Source organism: Brevundimonas mediterranea (assembly GCF_014196125.1).
Classification (GTDB): domain Bacteria; phylum Pseudomonadota; class Alphaproteobacteria; order Caulobacterales; family Caulobacteraceae; genus Brevundimonas; species Brevundimonas mediterranea.
Genome location: NZ_JACIDA010000001.1, coordinates 683,843 through 703,407, shown reverse-complemented (window position 1 = coordinate 703,407; position 19,565 = coordinate 683,843). Strand labels below are relative to the sequence as shown.

The window sequence follows — 19,565 nt, the reverse complement described above, 5'->3', positions numbered from 1 at the left end:
GCGAGGCAAGATGCGACCTACCGGTTCCGACATTCTGGTCGTCGACGACGAGGCGGACATCCGCGATCTGGTTTCGGGCCTGCTCGAGGACGAGGGGCACGCCGTGCGCGTGGCCGCCAACTCGGACGAAGCTCTGGCCGCAATCCGCGCGCGGAAGCCGTCGCTGGCGATCCTCGACATCTGGATGCAGGGCGGCGGTCTGGACGGGCTGGAGCTGCTGGAGGTGGTCAAGGAGATCGATCCCGACCTGCCTGTGGTGATGATCTCGGGCCACGGCAATATCGAGACGGCGGTGACAGCCCTGAAGCGCGGCGCCTATGACTTCATCGAAAAGCCGTTCAAGTCGGACCGACTGGTGGTCGTGGTCGAACGGGCGATCGAGGCGGCGACGCTGAAGCGCGAAAACCGCAGGCTGCGGGCGCAGACGATGACCCCGTCGGGCCTGATCGGCCGGTCCCAGGCGGCCCAGGCGCTGCGCGGCACCATCGCCAAGGTGGCCCAGGCCAACAGCCGGGTCCTGATCGCCGGGCCGGCCGGTTCCGGCAAGGAGCTGGTCGCGCGTCAGATCCACGAGGCCAGCCCGCGCGCCCGGGCCGAGTTCGTTGCCATCTCCGCCGCCGGGATGACGCCGGAGCGGCTGGACGTCGAACTGTTCGGAGAGGAAGGCCAGGATGGCCGTCCGCGCAAGATCGGCGTGTTCGAACGCGCCCACAACGGCACCCTGTATCTGGACGAGATCAGCGACATGCCGCGCGAGAGCCAGAGCCGCATCCTGCGCGTCCTGGTCGATCAGCGTTTCCGGCGCGTCAGCGGCGAACAGGACGTGCAGGTCGATGTGCGGGTCGTGACCTCGACCTCGCGCGACCTGAAGACCGAAATCGCCGAAGGGCGGTTCCGCGAGGATCTGTTCCACCGTCTGAACGTGGTGCCGATCCGGGTGCCGGCCTTGTCGGAACGGCGCGAGGACATCACCGAACTGGTGGAATATTTCGTCGACACGATCAGCGCCTCGCAAGGCCTGCCGCGCCGCATCATCGGCGATGACGCAGTGGCGGTTCTGCAAGTCCATCCCTGGCCCGGCAACATCCGTCAGCTGCGCAACAATATCGAACGGTTGCTGATCCTGGCGACCGGTGATCCGAACGAACCGATCACCGCCGACATGCTGCCGCAGGAGGTGGCGACGTCGAACGGAGGCTCCTCGAACCTGGGGGCCGAACGCACCATCGCCCTGCCGCTGCGCGAGGCGCGGGAAGTCTTCGAGCGGGAGTATCTGGCGGCCCAGATCATGCGGTTCGGCGGCAATATCTCGCGCACCGCCGCCTTCATCGGCATGGAACGCTCGGCCCTGCACCGTAAGTTGAAGTCGCTGGGGGTCTCACCGGCCCGCGGTGGAGAAGAGGAAGATCCGGCCTGATGTCCCGCGTCGCCTATGTCAACGGAACCTACAGCCCGCATGGCCAGGCCGTGGTCCATATCGAGGATCGCGGCTTCCAGTTCGCGGACGGGGTCTATGAGGTCTGGTCCGTGTTCGACGGACGGCTGGCGGACTTCGACGGCCACATGACGCGGCTGCACCGCAGCCTGAACGAACTGCGCATCGACATTCCAATGTCGGTCGCGTCCCTGACGCGGGTGCTGCGCGAAACCGTCCGTCGCAATCGGGTGAAGAACGGCATCGTCTATCTGCAGGTCACGCGCGGCACGGCGCGCCGCGATCACCCATTCCCCACGCCCGGCACGCCGCCCAGCGTCATCGTCACCGCCAAGTCGATTTCGCCCGCGCGCGGAGAGGCGCAGGCGCAGAAGGGCGTCGCCGTCCTGACCCAGCCCGACATCCGTTGGGGGCGATGCGACATCAAGACGGTCGGGCTGTTGCCGAACATTATGGCCAAACAGGCGGCCCGCGAGGCCGGGGCCTATGAGGCCTGGTTCGTGGACGACATGGGCCTGGTGACCGAAGGCTCATCGACCAACGCCTGGATCGTGGACGAGCACGGCAAGCTGAGAACGCGCGACACCCAGGCCAATATCCTGAAGGGCTGCACGCGGACCACCCTGATGGCGTTGATCAAGGAACACGGGGTGGAACTGGACGAGCGTCCCTTCAGCGTCGAAGAGGCCAAGCGGGCGCGGGAAGCCTTCTTCACCGCCGCCGGCGCCTTCGTCACTCCGGCGATCTCGATTGACGGAACGAAGATAGGCGACGGCACGCCGGGGCCGATTACGCTGAAGCTGCGTCAGCTCTATCTTGATCAGGCGCGCCGAGACGCCATTTAGGGCGTTGCCGGAGCACGGAGGCGGCGTTTAAGGTCGCCTCCGGCCGCCATTCGGCCCCGCCGCCGCTCCCTCGGCGACGAACAACCAAGAACAGGAAAAACCCTGCCATGTCGCAAGACAAACGTCAGAACCTTCAGGACACCTTCCTCAACTCGGTCCGCAAGACCAAGACGCCGCTGACCATCTTCCTGGTCAATGGGGTCAAGCTGCAGGGCATCGTGACCTGGTTCGACAACTTCTGTGTGCTGCTGCGCCGCGATGGCCAGTCCCAACTGGTGTACAAGCACGCCATCTCCACCATCATGCCGTCCGCGCCCGTGCAACTGTACGAGCCCGACGCCGAAGAAGACTGATTGACCAGCAAACTGATCGACCACTCCGTCCCGCTGATCCGGGCGGTCGTTATCCATCCCGACCGACGCTCAGACAGCCCTCGGCTGGCAAGCGAGCGCCTTGAGGAAGCCGTGGGCCTCGCCCGCGCGCTGGACCTTGACGTGCGCGCTGAAGAGATCGTGCGACTGCGAGGGACCACCCCCGCCACCCTGTTTGGAAGCGGCAAGGTCGAGGAACTCGCCGCCCTGGTGCGCGCGGCCGATGCGGAGGCGGTCATCATCGACGACGCCCTGACGCCGGTGCAGCAACGCAATCTGGAGAAGGCGTGGGAGGTGAAGGTCATCGACCGCACCGGCCTGATCCTGGAAATCTTCGGACGCCGCGCGCGGACCAAGGAAGGCCGGCTGCAGGTTGAACTGGCGCGGCTCGACTATGAGCGGTCGCGCCTGGTGCGGACCTGGACCCACCTGGAGCGGCAACGCGGCGGCACGGGCTCGACCGGCGGTCCAGGCGAAACCCAGATCGAGCTGGACCGGCGCCTGATCGCCGACCGGATCGTGCGGCTGAAGGCCGAGTTGGAAGAGGTGCGGCGCACGCGCGGTCTGCACCGCAAGCAGCGCCAGAAGGTTCCGTTCCCGACCATCGCCCTGGTCGGCTACACCAACGCCGGCAAATCGACCCTGTTCAACCGGCTGACGGGATCCGAGGTCTTCGCCAAGGACCTGTTGTTCGCCACTCTGGACACGACCCAGCGCACCATTCGCCTGCCGCAGGGCCGGCCGGCTATCGTGGCGGACACCGTCGGCTTCATCTCCGACCTGCCGCACGAACTGGTCGAGAGCTTCCGCGCCACACTGGAAGAGGTGGGCGAGGCCGACCTGATCCTGCACGTCCGCGACATCGCCTCGGCCGACAGCGACGCCCAGGCCAAGGACGTGGAGGCAGTGCTGAAACAGATCGAGACGCCCGAGGGCAAGACCCGTCGGGTGCTGGAGGTCTGGAACAAGATCGATCTGCTGGACGACGAGGCGCGCGAGGCCGTGTCGGGCCAGGCGGAACGTCTGGCGAAGACGGGCGAGGCGGCCGCCGTTTCGGCCTGGACGGGCGAGGGGATCGAACCCCTGCGCCAGACCATCGCCGGCCTGATCGACGACGATCCCGAGACCCTCCTGACGCTGGAGCCCGACCAGGGCGAGGCCCTGGCCTGGTTGTACGAGCACGGCCGGGTGACCTTCCGGGACACGGACGACGTCGGCCGCACTCACGTCACTGTCAGGCTTCACCCTGCGGCCTTGGGGCGATTCGAACGTCTGTATCCCACCCTGGCTGACTGACCCATGCATCTGATCGAGACCGTCCTGCTGCTGCTTCTGGCCGTCGTGGTGTCGGGCTCGGTCGCGCGGATCACGCGCATCGCCTTGCCTTTGGTGCAGATCGGCCTGGGGGCGGCCATCGTGCTGGCGACAGGAACGACGGTGGATCTGGAGCCGGACATCTTCTTCCTCCTGTTCCTGCCGCCCCTGCTGTTTCTGGATGGATGGCGGATCCCCAAGGAGGCGCTGTTTCGGGACCGGGCGGTGATCCTGGAACTGGCCCTGGGCCTCGTCTTGTTCACCGTCATCGGTCTGGGCTTCATGATCTGGTGGATGATCCCGGAGATGCCGCTGGCGGTGGCTTTCGCCCTGGCCGCCATCCTGTCTCCGACCGACCCCATCGCGGTTCAGGCCATCGCCGCCCGAGCGCCGATTCCCAAACGGCTGATGCACATCCTGGAGGGCGAGTCGCTGTTGAACGACGCCACCGGCCTGACCTGCATGCGGATCGCAGTGGTTGCGGCCACGACCGGCGCCTTCTCGATCGGCAGCGCCATCGGATCCTTCGCCTGGCTGGCCCTGGTCGGTGTGGTGACAGGCGTTCTGGTCACCATGGCCATCAGTTACGCCAAGGGTTTCGTCAGTCGTCGCTGGGGCGAGGACGTCGGGGCGCAGATTTTGGTCAGTCTGCTGATCCCCTTCGCCGCCTATCTGGTCGCTGAAGAACTGAACGCCTCCGGCATTCTGGCGGCGGTCGCGGCGGGCGTGACCATGAGCTTCACCGAACGGGGCGGCGGGATCGGAGGCCAGTCCCTGGCCATGACCCGAATCCGGCGCGGCGTAGTGTGGGACACGGTCCAGTTCGTCGCCAACGGCATCATCTTCGTCATCCTGGGCGAACAGATGCCGTCGATCCTGGCGCGGGCGGCCGAGGTGGTGCGGGGCACCAGCCGGCCGGAAGTCTGGTGGCTGGCCGTCTATGTGTTCGCCATCGTCGCCGCCTTGGCGGTCATGCGTTTCGTCTGGGTCTGGACCTCGCTGAAGCTGACCCTGTTCCGGCGGCGCCATCGCGGCCCGCCCGCCAAGGTGGGGTTGCGCCTGACCCTGGTCATGTCGCTGGCGGGCGTGCGCGGGGCCATCACCCTGGCCGGCATACTGACCCTGCCGTTCGTTCTGGGAGACGGATCGCCGATGCCGTCGCGCAACCTGGCCATCTTTCTGGCGGCGGGGGTGATCATTGTTTCGCTACTGGTGGCGACCTTCGCCCTGCCGCGGCTGATGAAGGGGGTCGAACTCCCGCCTGAGCCGTCGCAGGAACGGGAGGAGGACCGGGGCCGCGTCGCCGCCGCCTCGGCCGCCCTGCGCGCCGTCGAGGACGCCTCGCACGCCATGGCCGAGGGCAAGACCAATCCCGACCTCTATTCCGACGTCGCCAGTCGGATCATGGAGGTCTATCGCCGCCGCATCGAGACCCATACCCGCACAGATGAGGACGATGCGGTCGTGGCGCGCAAGATCGACGCCGTTGAGCGCCGCCTGTGGCTGGCCGGTCTGGCGGCTGAGCGAGATGAACTGGGGCGGATGGCGCGGGCTAGGCAGATCGACGAGGTCACCGCGCGGCGGATGATCCGCGAAGTGGATCTCCAGGAGTTGCGGTATCTTTAACGGTCAGCGATCCATGAACGCCGCCACAGCCGCGTAGCTGTCGGCGATGTGGTGGGCGCCGCGGGCGACCAGGCGTTCGGCGTGGCCGTCGCGGATATGGCCGCCGGCGGTCAGGCCGACCACCGTCATGCCGGCGGCCACCCCGGCGGTGACTCCCGCCTCGCTGTCCTCGATCACCAGGACGCGGGCCGGGTCTACGCCCATGTTTTCAGCGGCGTGCAGGAAGATGTCGGGGTGGGGCTTGCCGCGCTCGACCACCAGGCCGGTGAAGACGGCGCCGTCGAAATGATCGGTCAGGCCGAACAGGTCCAGACCGACGCCGATCCAGTCAGGGCCGCTGGACGAGGCGATGCAGCGGGCCTCGGGCCGCGCGGCGACGAAGTCGATCATGCCGGGCACGGGCTTCAGACGGATCGGCGCGCGGGCCCGGCAGGTGGCGAACCAGGTGGTGTGGAAATCCTCGGGACAGGGCCGGCCCAAGGCGGCCTCGACCACCGGCCGGTTGTCGCGCCAGCGCTTGCCCGTATAGGCGGCCAGCACCTCGTCCAGACTGGTCGGCAGGCCGATGGCGGTCAGCTGCTCGGCCATGACGGTGCTGTTCAGCACCTCGCTGTCGGCGACGACGCCGTCGTAGTCGAAGATGATCAGGTCGTAGGGCATGCGCGGGCTCAGGATGGCGAGCCGGCCTTCTCGGCGACCTTTGCGGCGTCCCAGAGGCGATCCATCTCCTCCAGCGTCGACTGGTCGGGGGTGCGGCCGGACTTGGCCAGTTCGGCCTCGATAAAGCCGAAGCGGCGCACGAACTTGGCGTTGGTGGCGCGCAGGGCGTCCTCGGGCTCGACATCCAGCTTGCGGGCCAGGTTGGCGACGACGAACAGCAGGTCGCCCAGCTCCTCGCGCGCCTTGGCCTTGTCGCCGGCCGCGATCTCGACGCGCAGTTCCGCCACCTCTTCCGCCAGCTTGTCGAACACCTCGTCGGTCGAGGGCCAGTCGAAGCCGACGCGGCCGGCGCGCCTGGTCAGTTTGGCGGCGCGGGTCAGGGCGGGCAGGCCGACGGGGACGTCGTCCAGGACGCCGGGCTTTTTGCGGTCCTTGCGCTCGGCGGCCTTGATGGCTTCCCAGGCGACGGTCTGTTCCTTGGAAGAGCGTTGCGCCTCGTCGCCGAAGACGTGGGGGTGGCGGCGTTCCAGCTTGTCGGCGATGGCCGTAACCACGTCGACGAAAGCGAACAGGCCCTGTTCCTCGGCCATGCGGGCGTGGAAGACGACCTGGAACAGCAGGTCGCCCAGTTCGCCCTTCAGCTCGTTCAGGTCGTTGCGCTCGATGGCGTCGGCGACCTCGTAGGCTTCTTCGATCGTATAGGGGGCGATGGTGGCGAAGGTCTGCTCCACGTCCCAGGGGCAGCCGCCGTCCGGGTCGCGCAGCCGCTCCATAACGCCGAGCAGGCGGTCTATCGGTCTCACAGGCGCACCGCGGTCGGTTCGGCGTCGCGTGCGTCGAGTTTCTCGCGGATGGCGTTGTGGCGCGCCTGGGTCAGCGGATAATCCTTCAGCATCCAGCCGGCCAGGACAAGCAGGACGCCCGGCACGGCGATGAACAGGATCTGCAGCGTCAGCAGCGCGGTCTCGCTGTTGCCCGAAGGGCCTGGAAGGGCCTGGAAGCCGACCGCCTGAAGGATGAAATAGGGGATCAGAGCGACGACATGGCCGATCTTGGTCGTCGCCGACAGGATGGACAGCATCAGGCCGGTGCGATCAACGCCCGTCTTGAACCGCTCCTCGTCGCCGGCGTCGGCCATCATGGCGCGGGTCAGGAACAGGCCGGCGGCATAAGGCAGGCCCGCGATGAACATGACCACGGCCGTCAGGACGAAGTTGCCGCCGGGGACCAGGGTGGCGCCGACGTAGAGGACAGCCGAGACGATGCTGGCCACGGCCAGACCCCGGTCCTTGCCGACGCGGGTGGCGAACCAGGCCCAGAAGGGCGCGCCGCACAGGCCGGCGATGAAATAGACCAGCATGAACAGACCGGCCTGGGTGTGATCGTAGCCCCGGACCTGGCCGAAGAAGAAGAACAGCAGTGAACCGGTGATGCCGGGCGCCACGCCGAGCAGCAGGTCCGAGATGAGCAGTTTCCGCACCGTCTTCTGGCCCAGCAGGGACAGATAGGCGCCGAGGCTTCCATGCGGCTGGTCCCCCTTGGTCACCGGTTCGGGCACGACGAACATGGCCAGGCCGATGGTGACGGGTAGGGCGATGACGATAGCCCAGCCCATGATCCGCACGCCGTCGGCGTAGTCGCCGATGCCCGTCTTCACCACGATGGTCGGCAAGACGAGGATCAGCACGACGCCGATGATGTTGAACACCTGCCACCAGCCATAGACGCGGCTGCGCTGATCGTACTGAGGCGCGAGGACCGCCGCCCAGCCCAGCTGGCCGAGCGTGCCGATGGAGAAGCCGAGGTAGAGGAACAGCAGCCAGCCGAACAGATAGACCGGCGGTGCGCCGGGTTCGACCACGACGAACATCATGAAGGCGGCCAGCATCAGCATCGGCGTCGAGATCGCCATCCAGGGGCGGTATCGGCCGAAGCGGGTCTTGGTCTTGTCCATACCCCAGCCGATGAAGGGGTCGAAGACGATGTCGATCAGGCGCACGGCCATGAAGACGGCGGCGACCACGCCCAACTCAAGCCCGACATGGGTGGCGTAGAATTCCGGCAGGGTGACGGGCAGGGCGACGCCGAAGGCCGCCAGCGGCAGGCAGGGGCCGGAGAAGGCGGCGAGCACGGCGTTGGAGCGACGGGGCGCGGAGGCGGCGGTCATGCAGCGGGTCCGGAACAGCCCGGATGAGTCGGGCCGGTTCACCATCGCAGCTTTACGGACGGACGCGGAGTCGGATTTGGACGCTGCGGTCTCTCTGTGCTTGCTCCAGCGACCGGCTTGGGGCTTGCTGTTCGGCATGTGGCGAAACCTTATTGCCTTTCTGTCGGTCTGTTTCGTCCTGGCTGCGGCCGGCGGCGCGCGTGCGGCTGGACCCTGTCACACCAACGCCGACGTCTGGGGCGAACAGGCCCTGGTCAACGCCGCCTCGGCTTACGGGATGGAATGGACTCCGTTCGGGGCGACCGAATGGGGCTGGCGGACCTATGTCCCCCTGATCCAGCGCGAACTGCACACGGATTGCGGTCCGGGCACGCCGATCTTCGCCTCGCAACTGGCGGGCTTCCAGCAGACCCACGGCCTGGCGCCGACCGGCCTGTTCGATGCGGCGACCTTTCAGGTCTTGCGGGGGCTGTGGCAGGAGCGTCGACCGTTCGTCATGGCCCGCACCCGCCAGGAATGCCCCGATCCGCCGCCGATCAATCAGTTGGGCTATCTGGTGGAGTCCGAAGAACATGCGGACCGTCTGACGCGCCTGTTGCGGCGCGACGTGCTCGCCGCCTATCGCCGCCTGGTCGCCGCCGCCCGCGCCGAGGTTCCCGAGGTCGCGGCCGATCCCGAACTGCTGCAGATCTTCTCAGGCTTCCGCGATCCAGAGGCGGACGCCGCCCGTTGCGCCCAGCAGGGCAATTGCGATGGCCTGCGTCGCGCCGTCTGTTCGCCGCATCGGACGGGGACGGCGGTCGATCTCTATGTCGGCCAGGCGCCGGGGCAGGGAGTCGATTCGACCACATTGGCCAGTCGCGAACATATGGCGCGGACGGCGACCTATCGCTGGCTGGTCGCCAACGCCGGGCGGTTCGGGTTCGTACCCTATGTCTATGAGCCCTGGCATTGGGAGTATGTGCGGCCGTGGGATCCGTCATTCGCGCCCTGACCGAAGGGGAGGCGGCCCTGGCTCAGGAGGCGTTCGGGGCGGCCCTTCGTCTGGATCGGATCCGACTGATCGCCTGGCCCTTCCGTCGCGCCTTCGTCGCCGGCCGATGGTTCGGGCGTGACTGGATCGTCTGGCCAAAACGGGCGTTTCAGACGGACTTCGGCCAAGCGTCGCAGCAGATTCAGGGCGTGCTGGTTCACGAACTGACCCATGTCTGGCAGGCGCAGCAGGGCGTGAATTTGCTGTTCGCCAAGCTGAAGGCGGGCGACAGCGCCGCCGCCTACGCCTATTCCGCCGACCCGGACTGCCGCTGGGAGTCTCTGAATATCGAGCAGCAGGCCATGGTGATGGAGCATCGCTTTCATTGCCTGCGCGACGGCGAAACGCCCGGAACCCGCGCATTCTATGATGCGGTTTGTCCCTTCGTGCTGTGAAACCCGCCCGAGGGCTTGCAAGGGCTGGACGGACACGCCAAGTTAGCAACGGTCGTTGTTGCGAATGACGGCCAGTCATTCAATGGAGCCTCCCCATGCCCAAGATTCTCGTCCTCTATCACTCCACCTACGGTCATATCGAAGCCATGGCCGAAGCCGTCGCCGAAGGCGCGCGCGGAGTCGAAGGCGCCGTCGTCGACATCAAGCGCGTGCCGGAACTGGTGCCGGACGAACTGGCCAAGGCCTCGGGCTACAAGCTGGATCAGGCGGCCCCCATCGCCAGTGTCGAGGATTTGGCCAAGTATGACGCCATCATCATCGGCGCCGGCACCCGCTTCGGCACTGTCGCCTCGCAGATGCGCAACTTCCTCGATCAGACCGGCGGCCTGTGGTTCAACGGCGCCCTGGTGGGCAAGGTCGGCGGCGCCTTCACCTCGACCGCGACCCAGCACGGCGGCCAGGAAACCACCCTGATGGGCCTGGTTCAGACCCTGATGCATCACGGCCTGATCGTGGTCGGCCTGCCCTATGCCTTCCAGGGCCAGATGAACATGGACGAGATCGTCGGCGGCAGCCCCTATGGCGCCACCACCCTGACCAAGGGCGACGGCTCGCGCATGCCCAGCCAGATCGACCTGGACGGCGCCCGCTTCCAGGGCAAGCACATCGCCGAGATCGCCAAGAAGCAGTTCGGCTGATCCGATGCGCCAGCCCGCCGTTTTCTTTGGCCACGGCTCGCCCATGAACGCGCTTGACGGTCCCTTCGGGGCCGCTTGGCGCGGGTTGGGTGAAGACATCGGCAAGCCCAAAGGGGTGGTGATGATCTCCGCCCATTGGGAGACGCGCGGGCTGGGCGTTACGGCGCAGGAATGGCCCGAAACCATCCATGACTTCGGCAATTTCCCGCCTGAGCTTCACGCGTTTCAGTATCCCGCGCCTGGCTCGCCCGAACTGGCGGCCCGGGTGGCGGAGCTGACGGGCGCGGTCCAGACGCAACAATGGGGCCTGGATCACGGGACTTGGTCGGTGCTTGCTCATGTCTGGCCCGACGCCGATGTGCCGGTGGTGCAGTTGTCGCTGAACCGCGAGCTGACGGCCCGCCAGCATTATGAATTGGCCAAGGCCCTGCGGCCGCTGCGGGACGAGGGAATCGTCATCGCCGGCTCGGGCGACTTCGTCCACAATCTACGGACCTGGAAGCGCCAGCCGGGGGCCGAGCCCTACGCCTGGGCGACCGGGTTCAATGAGGGGGTCAAACAGGCCTTCCGGGCCGGCGACCATGAGGCCCTGATCGACTGGGTCAGCCTGGCCGAGGACGCCCAGTTGAGCGTGCCGACCGACGAACATTATCTGCCGGTGCTCTATATCGCCGCCCAGCAGGCGGCGGGCGAGCCGGTGTCCTTCTTCAACGACAGCATCGACGGCGGGTCGATTTCGATGACGGGGGTGCGGATCGGGTAGGGCGGTCAGGCCGCCTTTTCCGCCTCGACCATTTTCTGGATCGCGACATAGTCCGTCTTTCCGCTGCCCAGGACCGGGACCTCGGCGACCTTGACGATCTTCTTGGGGACGATCAGTTCGGGGGCCCCGTTCGAGCGGGCCCATTCGGCCAGGGGCGCGACCTCGGCCTCGGCGTGGTCGGTGACCAGAACCAGTTTTTCGCCCTTGCGGGTGTCGGGAATGGAGACGACGGCGTGGCGCTGGTCCGGCCAGACCGCGCCGGCGATGCCCTCGACCGCCGTCAGGGACACCATTTCGCCGCCGATCTTGGCGAAGCGTTTGGCGCGCCCCTTGATGGTGACATAGCCCTCGGCGTCCACATCGACGATGTCGCCGGTGTCCAGCCAGCCGTCCTCGACCGGGGACCATTCCAGGGGCTCGGCCGAGGTGACGTAGCCGCTCATCACATTGGGACCGCGCAGATACAGACGGCCGCCGTCCGCGATGCCCTCCACCGGCTCAAGCTTCCAGTCGACGCCGGGCAGAATCTGGCCCACCGTGCCGGGGGCGTTGCGATCCGGGTGATTGACGGCGACGACCGGCGAGGCTTCGGTCGCGCCATAGCCTTCCAGCAGTTCGACGCCGCCGAATTTTGAGTTGAACAGGTTGCGGGTTTCCTGGCGCACCTTTTCGGCGCCGGCGACCACAAACTTCAGGGTAGCGAAATCATCCGCCTCGGCGACGCGGCCATACTGATTCAAGAAGGTGTCGGTCGCGAACAGGATCGAGGCCTTCACCTGGGGCAGCAGGTCGGTGATCTGTTTGGCGTGCAGCGGCGACGGATATTGGAAGGCCTTCATCCCCTGCAGCAGCGGCAGGATGACCCCGCCGGTCAGACCGAAACAGTGGAAGGTGGGCAGGGGATTGAACATCACCCATTCCGGCAGCAGGTCGATATGGGCCGCGACCTGGCGGGCGTTGGCGACCAGGTTGCGCTGGCTCAGCACCACGCCCTTGGGCGTGCCGAAACTGCCCGAGGTGAACAGGACCACGCCGGGCGCGTCCGGGTCGGTCTTGACGCGGAACCGCTTGGGCGCAACGCCGGCGCTAAGGCCGTACAGCTTGTCGGCCAGGCCGATGGTCTTGCGTACGTCATCCAGCCAGACGACCTCGGCCACCGTCTTCAGCTCGACGATCAGGTCGTCCAGCTTGGCCTGATCGATGAAGCGTTTGGCGGTCAGGACCTTCTTGACGCCCGAGGCCTTGATGGCCGCCTTCAGATTTGTCTCGCCCGCGGTGAAGTTCAGCATGACCGGCACGCGGCCGTGGGCGTGCAGGCCGAAGAAGGTGACGACCACGCCCATGGACGAGGGCAGCAGGATGGCGACCCGCTCGCCCGGATCGGTCATGTTCGCGATCTTGCGGCCGAGAACGAAGGCGGCGCGGATCAGGCCTGTGTAGGTGAGGGGATGGCGATCCTGGTCCTCCAGAATTTCCTTGTCGCTGAACCGCGCCCGCGCATCGATCAGGGCGTCGATCAGGGACGAGTCGTAAAGCGAGGGATCCAGGGCCTGGCGCAAGCGCGTCTCCTACGGAGGGCGCGAGGGACCCTCTCTGTTGTCGGGCGTCCGTCATTAATGACGCAACGGCGTCTTGAAAAGATGCGTAACGTCGCGTGAGTTCCAAGGCGCGCCATCATCTGTAACCGGCCGTGGCTTGCCATCGGACGTGGGAAGGCCGAAATACCGGCCATGGTCACCCTGATCGACACCCTTCAGCGCAAGCCGTCGGAGCTGCGCCACCCCGAAAAACAGAACCGGCCGGAGTCGGTGGTTCTGAAAAAGCCCGACTGGCTGCGCGTCAAGGCGCCGGGCTCGGGGGAATACAACGCCACCAAGGACATCGTCCGTTCCAAGGGCCTGCACACGGTCTGCGAGGAGGCGGCCTGCCCGAATATCGGCGAGTGCTGGAGCCAGAAGCACGCCACTCTGATGATCATGGGCGACACCTGCACGCGGGCCTGCGCCTTCTGCAACGTCAAGACGGGCCTGCCCCAGCCGCTGGACCCGGAGGAGCCGGGCAAGGTCGGGCTTGCGGTGTCGCAGATGGCCCTGAACCATGTGGTGATCACCTCGGTCGATCGCGACGACGTGGCGGACGGCGGCGCGGCCCATTTCGCCGAAGTGGTGCGCCAGATTCGCCTTCAGGCGCCGAAGACGACCATCGAGATCCTGACGCCCGACTTCCTGCGCAAGGACGGCGCCGCCGCAGTGATGATCGACGCCAAGCCCGACGTCTTCAACCACAACCTCGAGACCGTTCCGCGCCTGTATCTGAAGATCCGGCCGGGCGCCCGCTACTTCCATTCCCTGCGCCTGTTGCAGATGGTCAAGGAGCGCGACCCGGAACAGTTCACCAAGTCCGGCATCATGGTCGGTCTGGGCGAGACCAAGGAAGAGGTCATGCAGGTGATGGACGACATGCGGTCCGCCGGCGTCGACTTCATCACGATCGGCCAGTACCTGCAGCCGACGCGCAAACACGCCGCCATCGACCGGTTCGTCACGCCGGAAGAGTTCAAGGCCTATGAGGCGATCGCCCGGGCCAAAGGGTTCCTGATGGTGTCCTCGTCGCCGCTGACGCGCTCGTCGCACCACGCCGGCGACGACTTCGCCCGGCTGAAGGCCGCGCGTGAGGCGCAGCTGCGCCGCTAAGGTTAGAATGGCCGTCCACCGCGTTACGCGCATCCTTCCCTATGCGCCTGAACAGCTTGCCGATCTGGTCGCCGACGTGCGCGCCTATCCCGACTTCGTGCCCTGGGTCACGTCGATGCGGGTCTGGAACGAGCGGGCCGAAGGCGAGGGCGTCTCCGTGCTGGACGCCGAGGCCGGGGTCGGCTTCTCCTTCCTGAAGGAGCGGTTCTCCACCTGGGTCCGGCATGATCGCAATGCGCCCAAGGTCGAGGTCGGCCTGTTGCGCGGGCCGTTCAAACATCTGAAGAACCGGTGGGAGTTTTTCCCGCATCCCGATGGCGCACGGCTGGAGTTCATGATCGACTTCGCCTTCAAGTCGCGGATGCTGGACCTGATGCTGTCGGCCAATTTCGACCGGGCGGTGGAAAAGCTGATCGGTTGTTTCGAGGCCGAGGCGAAGCGGAGGTACGGCGGCCGATGAGTTTCGATTTCGACGCGACCGTCGTGGGCGCCGGGGCCGTGGGCCTGGCCTGCGGGCGGGCATTGTCGAAACGGGGCCTGACGGTGCTGGTGCTGGAGAAGGAAGGCCACATCGGCCAGGGCGTCTCGTCGCGCAATTCCGAGGTCATCCACAGCGGCCTTTATTATCCGTCCGGTTCGCTGAAGGCGCGCTTCTGCGTCGAGGGGCGGCGGGCGCTTTATGACTTCCTGGCCAGCCGCAAGATCGACCATCGGAAGTGCGGCAAGCTGGTCGTGGCCACGCAAGAGGCCGAGGTCGAGCGGATCGAGGCCATCTTCGAACAGGCGACGGCGAATGGGGTCGAGGGACTGGCGCACCTGACCGGAGCCCAGGCGCGGGCGCTGGAGCCCGAGCTGAACGCCCACGCCGCCATCCTGTCGCCCGAGAGCGGCCTGTTCGACAGCCACGGCTATATGCTGGCCCTGCAGGGCGAGATCGAGGACGCGGGCGGCTCCGTCGTGGTCTCGGCGCCGTTCGAGGGGGCCGAATCGCTGCCGGGCGGCGGCTTCACGATCCGTGTGGGCGGGGAGGGGGCTATGGAGGTCTCCAGCCGCCTGCTGGTGACGGCGCCCGGCCTGTCGGCTCAGGCCGTGGCGGCGGCTGTCGAGGGCTATCCAGCCGAAGACATTCCGGCGGGCCATTTCGGCAAGGGGATCTATTTCCGCCTGGTCGGCAAGGCGCCGTTCGACCGGCTGATCTATCCGCCGCCCATTCCCGGCGCCCTGGGCACCCATTATCGCAAGGACCTGGGCGGTCAGGCCGTGTTCGGCCCCGACCTGGCCTATGTCGATACCGAGGACTATTCGGTCGATCCGGCCAAGGCGGAGGTCTTCGCCGCCTATATCCGCCGGTTCTGGCCGGGCCTGCCCGACGGCGCCCTGACGCCCGACTACGCCGGGATCCGGCCCAAGCTGCATGGTGCGGGCGAACCGCAGCCGGACTTCCAACTGCACGGCGTCGAGCACCACGGGATCGAGGGGCTGATGGCCCTGTTCGGCATAGAAAGCCCCGGCCTGACCAGTTCGCTGGCGATAGGCGAGGCGGTGGCCAAGACCCTGACGAGCCCGTCGTGACCGAGCGCGAGAAGATGCTGGCGGGCCTGCCGTACAATCCGGGCGACCCGGACCTGCGCGACGGCCGCGCCCGCGCCGTGGGCCTGACCATCGCCATCAATACAGAGCCGGATCGCGACAAACGCCGCGTCCTGGTCAATGAACTTGTGCGCGCGGCCGACGGCAGGGCGATCATTATGCCGGGCTTCTTCTGCGACTATGGCGTCAATATCCATTTCGGAACGAAGGCCTTCGTCAACGCCAACAGTGTCTTTCTGGACTGCGCCGAAATTCGAATCGGCGACAACTTCCAGGCGGGGCCTGGGGTGCAGTTGCTGACGCCGGAACATCCGCTGGACGCCGTCGAACGGCGAGGGCTGGAATCCGCGAGACCCATCACCATCGGCGATGATGTATGGATCGGCGGCGGAGCGATCGTTCTGGCGGGGGTTACGATCGGAGATCGCGCCGTCGTCGGAGCGGGCAGCGTCGTGACCAAGGACGTGCCGCCTGACGTCGTCGTCGTCGGCAATCCGGCCAAGGTGGTCAAGCATCTGATTCGGAACGCCACCTCGTGATCCGTCCGCTCGTCACGCCACGCCTCATTTTGCGACGGGCGAGACCAGGCGATGTCGATGATCTGCATCAGGTCTTTTCATCGCCAGACGCCATGCGGTGGTGGTCGACGACACCGCATGAGACCAGGGAACAGACGGTGGAGTGGCTGGAGAGCATGATCGCCGCTGACCCTGAAAACAGCGATGATTTCGTGATCCAGGCGCAGGGCCGGGTCATCGGCAAAGCGGGGTTCTGGCGTCTGCCCGAGATCGGCTACATCCTGCATCCCGACTATTGGGGGCGAGGGTTGGCGACTGAGGCTCTGACCGCGGTAATTGATCATGTCATAGCCACGCGGGATACCGATGGTGTGACCGCCGACGTGGACCCCGCCAACGTGGCGTCCATTCGGCTGTTGGGGCGTTTGGGCTTCGAACAGACGGGGGCCGCCAGCCGGACCTGGCAGGTTGGGGGCGTCTGGATGGACAGTCTTTACTTCGGGCTGGACCGTGATCGCTGGAAGTCGCTCAAGACGCCTTGAAATCGTCGTGCGGTTCATGCATAAGCCGCGCCTCGCGTGGCGGCTCGGCGTTCTTCTCACGAAGGACCGGGGCCGCCGCTATCGTTTTCGCGCTTGATCAGGCTTCGGCTCTGGGCGGCGCCCGACTTAGAAGATTGAGACGGACATGGCCGTTCCGAAGCGGAAAGTATCCCCCTCGCGTCGCAACATGCGCCGCGCCCACGACGCCCTGAGCTCGAACGTCTATGTCGAGGACAAGGACACCGGCGAGCTGAAGCGCCCGCACCACATCGACCTGAAGACCGGCACCTATCGCGGTCGCCAGGTCATCACGCCGAAGGAAGACTAGTCTTTCACGGCCCGGTTTCGACCGGACGAAGTTTATTGCGGCGCGCGGTCACCCGCGCGCCGTTTTCGTGCGTTCTGAGCAGTGAAGCTTCTCTGAAGGATGCACGCCCATGATCCGTTTCGCCACCGTCAGCGCACTGGCGCTGCTCACGCTCGCCGCCTGCGAACGCCGTGACGACCCCGTGGCCCAGCCGCCTTCCGCTGCGGCCCCTGGGCCGGCCGAAGCGCCGCCGCCGGTCAACGCTTCAATCCTGACCGCCGATGGTCTGGGTGCGGCGCGAATCGGCATGACGCGCGCCGAGCTGGTCCAAGTGTGGGGCGAGGACTCCCAACCAAACGCCGTCGGCGGGGCCGATCCGGAGACCTGCGACGAGTTTCATCCGGTCGATGCGCCCAAGGATGTGCGCGTCATGATCCAGAACGGCGTGTTGACCCGTATCACCGCCGCGCGCGGCGCGACGATCAAGACCGACCGAGGGTTCGGCGTCGGCGACACGGGCATGGCGATCAAACAGGCCTATGGCGGCGCGGTTTTCGCCCAAGCGCACAAGTATCAGTCGGCGCCGGCGGAGGACCTGTTCGTCTGGTCGCGCGGCGGATCGACGACCTATGTGACCGATCCGGCCGCGCGCGGGATCCGCTACGAGGTCGGCTCCGACGGCAAGGTGATGATGATCCACGCCGGCGATTCGTCCATTCAACTGGTCGAGGGCTGTTCCTGAGCCTGGGCGACGACGCAGGCATTGGCGATTCGCGGGGAGACGTCTAAACCCCTCGGACCTGTTTTCCGCCTGAGCCAAAGAGCCGAGCCATGACCGACATCGCCGACATCGTCGCCCGCCAGATCCTCGACAGCCGGGGCAATCCGACGGTCGAAGTCGATGTGATCCTGGACGACGGCTCGTTCGGCCGCGCCGCCGTGCCCTCGGGCGCCTCGACCGGCGCCCACGAAGCCGTTGAACTACGCGACGGCGACAAGGAGCTGTGGGGCGGCAAGGGTGTGCAAAAGGCGGTCGACGCCGTCAACGGCGAGATCTTCGACGCCCTGTCCGGCATGGACGCCGAGGACCAGCGTCGCCTGGACGAGGCGATGATTGACCTGGACGGCACGCCCAACAAGGCCCGCCTGGGCGCCAACGCCATTCTGGGCGTGTCCCTGGCGGCTGCGAAGGCCAGGGCCATTTCGGCCGGCCTGCCGCTGCACCGCTATATCGGCGGCGTCTCGGCCCGCGTCCTGCCGACGCCGATGATGAACATCATCAACGGCGGCGCCCATGCCGACAATCCGATCGACATCCAGGAGTTCATGATCCTGCCGACCGGGGCCGAGACCTTCACCGACGCCCTGCGCATGGGCACGGAGATCTTCCATGCCCTGAAGAAGCAGCTGAAGGACGCCGGCCACAACACCAACGTCGGCGACGAGGGCGGCTTCGCCCCGAACCTGGCCTCGGCCGAAGAGGCCCTGAGCTTCATCACCAAGGCGGGGCAGGCCGCCGGCTATCTGGCCGGTGAAGACTTCCACCTGGGTCTGGACGTCGCCTCGACCGAGTTCTTCAAGGACGGCAAATACGTGATGGCCGGCGAGGGCAAGACCGTCGACGCCGAGGGCATGGCCGCTTATCTGGTCGATCTGTGCGAGCGTTTCCCGATCGTTTCGATCGAGGACGGCATGGCCGAGGACGATTTCGACGGCTGGCGCCTTCTGACCGAGCGTCTGGGCGACCGGGTTCAGCTGGTCGGGGACGATCTGTTCGTGACCAATCCGGCGCGTCTGGCCGCCGGCATCGGCGAAGGCCTTGCCAACTCCATCCTGATCAAGGTCAACCAGATCGGCACCCTGTCCGAGACCCTGGACGCCGTCGATATGGCGCACCGCGCCGGCTATACCTCGGTGATGAGCCACCGTTCGGGCGAGACCGAGGATTCGACCATCGCCGACCTGGCCGTCGCCACCAACTGCGGGCAGATCAAGACCGGCTCTCTGGCCCGCTCGGACCGGGTGGCGAAATATAACCAGCTGTTGCGCCTGGAAGAGATGCTGGGCGACCAGGCCGTCTATTTCGGCGACGGCATGCTGCTGCGCTAAACCTGTGAATTCTCGGCGAAGAATCAGCGTTCTTCGCCGACTTCCTTACGGTCAAGCTACATTTTGTTAGGCATTTTCGGGCACAGTTTCTGAACTGTGTTTTTCGCGCTCAGAAGGAGCGTCGGTCGTGCCCGAACGGATGAAACCTTACCGCCTGTCCCTCGCCTTGTTGCTGCTGCTCGCCTATCTGGGCGTTCAGGCTCTGACGGGCGAACGCGGACTCCTGAGCGGATCGTCGCGTGACGCCCTGATGGGGCAGCGCGAGAACCAGCTCGCCCATCTTACCGAACAGCGCCGCGACCTTGAGACGCGGGTGCGCTATCTGCGCACGGACAGCCTGTCGAAGGACTTGCTGGAGGAGCGCGCACGCGCCGTTCTCGGCTTTTCGGATCCACGCGACTATGTGATCCGCGTTCCGACGCAACCTGTTCAAGGGTAAAAACCTTCTCCACTTGAACTATTGTTACAGTCGAACCTGCACCCCTTTGCGTTCCGGGAA

Annotated in this window: 22 protein-coding genes; 18 read left to right on the top strand and 4 right to left on the bottom strand. The window is 66.3% G+C overall.

Annotated features, from left to right (window positions below):
* Positions 1-10: 10 nt before the first annotated feature.
* The 5 genes from ntrX to GGR11_RS03585 all read left to right on the top strand — a co-directional run bounded on the left by ntrX (position 11) and on the right by GGR11_RS03585 (position 5,591).
* Positions 11-1,417, top strand: coding sequence for a nitrogen assimilation response regulator NtrX (gene ntrX, locus GGR11_RS03605; RefSeq protein WP_183195434.1), 1,407 nt, complete (start codon positions 11-13; stop codon positions 1,415-1,417).
* The gene (locus tag GGR11_RS03600) at positions 1,417-2,280 is read left to right on the top strand and encodes a D-amino-acid transaminase (protein WP_183195433.1); all 864 of its coding nucleotides are present in this window, start codon (positions 1,417-1,419) and stop codon (positions 2,278-2,280) included. The genes ntrX and GGR11_RS03600 overlap by 1 nt, the downstream gene beginning before the upstream one ends.
* Positions 2,281-2,387: 107 nt before the next feature.
* A complete protein-coding gene (gene hfq / locus GGR11_RS03595; protein ID WP_003164861.1) occupies positions 2,388-2,633 on the top strand; it encodes an RNA chaperone Hfq in 246 nt (81 codons plus the stop codon).
* Positions 2,634-3,947, top strand: coding sequence for a GTPase HflX (gene hflX, locus GGR11_RS03590; protein WP_183195432.1), 1,314 nt, complete (start codon positions 2,634-2,636; stop codon positions 3,945-3,947).
* 3 nt (positions 3,948-3,950) lie between these two features.
* Positions 3,951-5,591, top strand: coding sequence for a Na+/H+ antiporter (locus GGR11_RS03585; protein WP_183195431.1), 1,641 nt, complete (start codon positions 3,951-3,953; stop codon positions 5,589-5,591).
* A 3-nt stretch (positions 5,592-5,594) separates the two neighbouring features.
* On the opposite strand, the gene GGR11_RS03580 is transcribed toward GGR11_RS03585, so the two are convergent.
* Genes GGR11_RS03580 through GGR11_RS03570 form a run of 3 tightly spaced genes read right to left on the bottom strand, consistent with a single transcriptional unit; the run spans position 5,595 to position 8,418 of the window.
* The gene (locus GGR11_RS03580) at positions 5,595-6,251 is read right to left on the bottom strand and encodes an HAD family hydrolase (protein ID WP_183195430.1); all 657 of its coding nucleotides are present in this window, start codon (positions 6,249-6,251) and stop codon (positions 5,595-5,597) included.
* Positions 6,252-6,259: 8 nt separating this feature from the next.
* On the bottom strand, positions 6,260-7,054 hold the full coding sequence (mazG, locus tag GGR11_RS03575) for a nucleoside triphosphate pyrophosphohydrolase (protein WP_183195429.1): 795 nt from the start codon (positions 7,052-7,054) through the stop codon (positions 6,260-6,262).
* Complete coding sequence (locus tag GGR11_RS03570; protein ID WP_183195428.1) at positions 7,051-8,418, bottom strand: MFS transporter; 1,368 nt, start codon at positions 8,416-8,418, stop codon at positions 7,051-7,053. Before GGR11_RS03570 ends, mazG begins: the two co-directional genes overlap by 4 nt.
* 136 nt (positions 8,419-8,554) lie before the next feature.
* Between GGR11_RS03570 and GGR11_RS03565 the strand changes: the two genes are divergently transcribed.
* The 4 genes from GGR11_RS03565 (at position 8,555) to ygiD (ending at position 11,307) form a co-directional block, all read left to right on the top strand.
* On the top strand, positions 8,555-9,412 hold the full coding sequence (locus GGR11_RS03565) for a D-alanyl-D-alanine carboxypeptidase family protein (RefSeq protein ID WP_183195427.1): 858 nt from the start codon (positions 8,555-8,557) through the stop codon (positions 9,410-9,412).
* Positions 9,388-9,846, top strand: a complete 459-nt coding sequence (locus GGR11_RS03560; RefSeq protein ID WP_287926952.1) for a hypothetical protein — start codon at positions 9,388-9,390, stop codon at positions 9,844-9,846. Before GGR11_RS03565 ends, GGR11_RS03560 begins: the two co-directional genes overlap by 25 nt.
* Before the next feature lie 95 nt (positions 9,847-9,941).
* Positions 9,942-10,544 (top strand): NAD(P)H:quinone oxidoreductase, encoded by a 603-nt coding sequence (gene wrbA, locus GGR11_RS03555; RefSeq protein WP_183195426.1) that lies wholly within the window; start codon positions 9,942-9,944, stop codon positions 10,542-10,544.
* A 4-nt stretch (positions 10,545-10,548) separates the two neighbouring features.
* Complete coding sequence (gene ygiD / locus GGR11_RS03550; protein ID WP_183195425.1) at positions 10,549-11,307, top strand: 4,5-DOPA-extradiol-dioxygenase; 759 nt, start codon at positions 10,549-10,551, stop codon at positions 11,305-11,307.
* Between the two features lie 5 nt (positions 11,308-11,312).
* On the opposite strand, the gene GGR11_RS03545 is transcribed toward ygiD, so the two are convergent.
* Positions 11,313-12,866, bottom strand: a complete 1,554-nt coding sequence (locus tag GGR11_RS03545) for an AMP-binding protein (protein ID WP_183195424.1) — start codon at positions 12,864-12,866, stop codon at positions 11,313-11,315.
* A 171-nt stretch (positions 12,867-13,037) separates the two neighbouring features.
* Here GGR11_RS03545 and lipA point away from each other — a divergent pair, with 171 nt between their 5' ends.
* From lipA to GGR11_RS03500, 9 genes are all read left to right on the top strand, one after another.
* Positions 13,038-14,000 (top strand): lipoyl synthase, encoded by a 963-nt coding sequence (gene lipA / locus GGR11_RS03540; RefSeq protein WP_183195423.1) that lies wholly within the window; start codon positions 13,038-13,040, stop codon positions 13,998-14,000.
* Between the two features lie 7 nt (positions 14,001-14,007).
* The gene (locus GGR11_RS03535; protein ID WP_183195422.1) at positions 14,008-14,460 is read left to right on the top strand and encodes a type II toxin-antitoxin system RatA family toxin; all 453 of its coding nucleotides are present in this window, start codon (positions 14,008-14,010) and stop codon (positions 14,458-14,460) included.
* On the top strand, positions 14,457-15,572 hold the full coding sequence (locus tag GGR11_RS03530) for an NAD(P)/FAD-dependent oxidoreductase (RefSeq protein WP_183195421.1): 1,116 nt from the start codon (positions 14,457-14,459) through the stop codon (positions 15,570-15,572). The genes GGR11_RS03535 and GGR11_RS03530 overlap by 4 nt, the downstream gene beginning before the upstream one ends.
* Positions 15,569-16,129 (top strand): maltose acetyltransferase domain-containing protein, encoded by a 561-nt coding sequence (locus tag GGR11_RS03525; RefSeq protein ID WP_183195420.1) that lies wholly within the window; start codon positions 15,569-15,571, stop codon positions 16,127-16,129. The genes GGR11_RS03530 and GGR11_RS03525 overlap by 4 nt, the downstream gene beginning before the upstream one ends.
* A complete protein-coding gene (locus tag GGR11_RS03520) occupies positions 16,126-16,650 on the top strand; it encodes a GNAT family N-acetyltransferase (protein ID WP_183195419.1) in 525 nt (174 codons plus the stop codon). Before GGR11_RS03525 ends, GGR11_RS03520 begins: the two co-directional genes overlap by 4 nt.
* A gap of 145 nt (positions 16,651-16,795) precedes the next feature.
* Positions 16,796-16,978, top strand: coding sequence for a 50S ribosomal protein L32 (gene rpmF, locus GGR11_RS03515; protein WP_035305966.1), 183 nt, complete (start codon positions 16,796-16,798; stop codon positions 16,976-16,978).
* A 109-nt stretch (positions 16,979-17,087) separates the two neighbouring features.
* A complete protein-coding gene (locus GGR11_RS03510) occupies positions 17,088-17,699 on the top strand; it encodes a hypothetical protein (RefSeq protein WP_183195418.1) in 612 nt (203 codons plus the stop codon).
* A gap of 89 nt (positions 17,700-17,788) precedes the next feature.
* On the top strand, positions 17,789-19,066 hold the full coding sequence (gene eno / locus GGR11_RS03505; RefSeq protein WP_183195417.1) for a phosphopyruvate hydratase: 1,278 nt from the start codon (positions 17,789-17,791) through the stop codon (positions 19,064-19,066).
* Between the two features lie 139 nt (positions 19,067-19,205).
* Positions 19,206-19,505 carry an FtsB family cell division protein gene (locus tag GGR11_RS03500; RefSeq protein WP_183196361.1) on the top strand — a complete coding sequence of 100 codons (300 nt, stop codon included), beginning with the start codon at positions 19,206-19,208 and terminating at the stop codon, positions 19,503-19,505.
* Positions 19,506-19,565 lie beyond the last annotated feature (60 nt).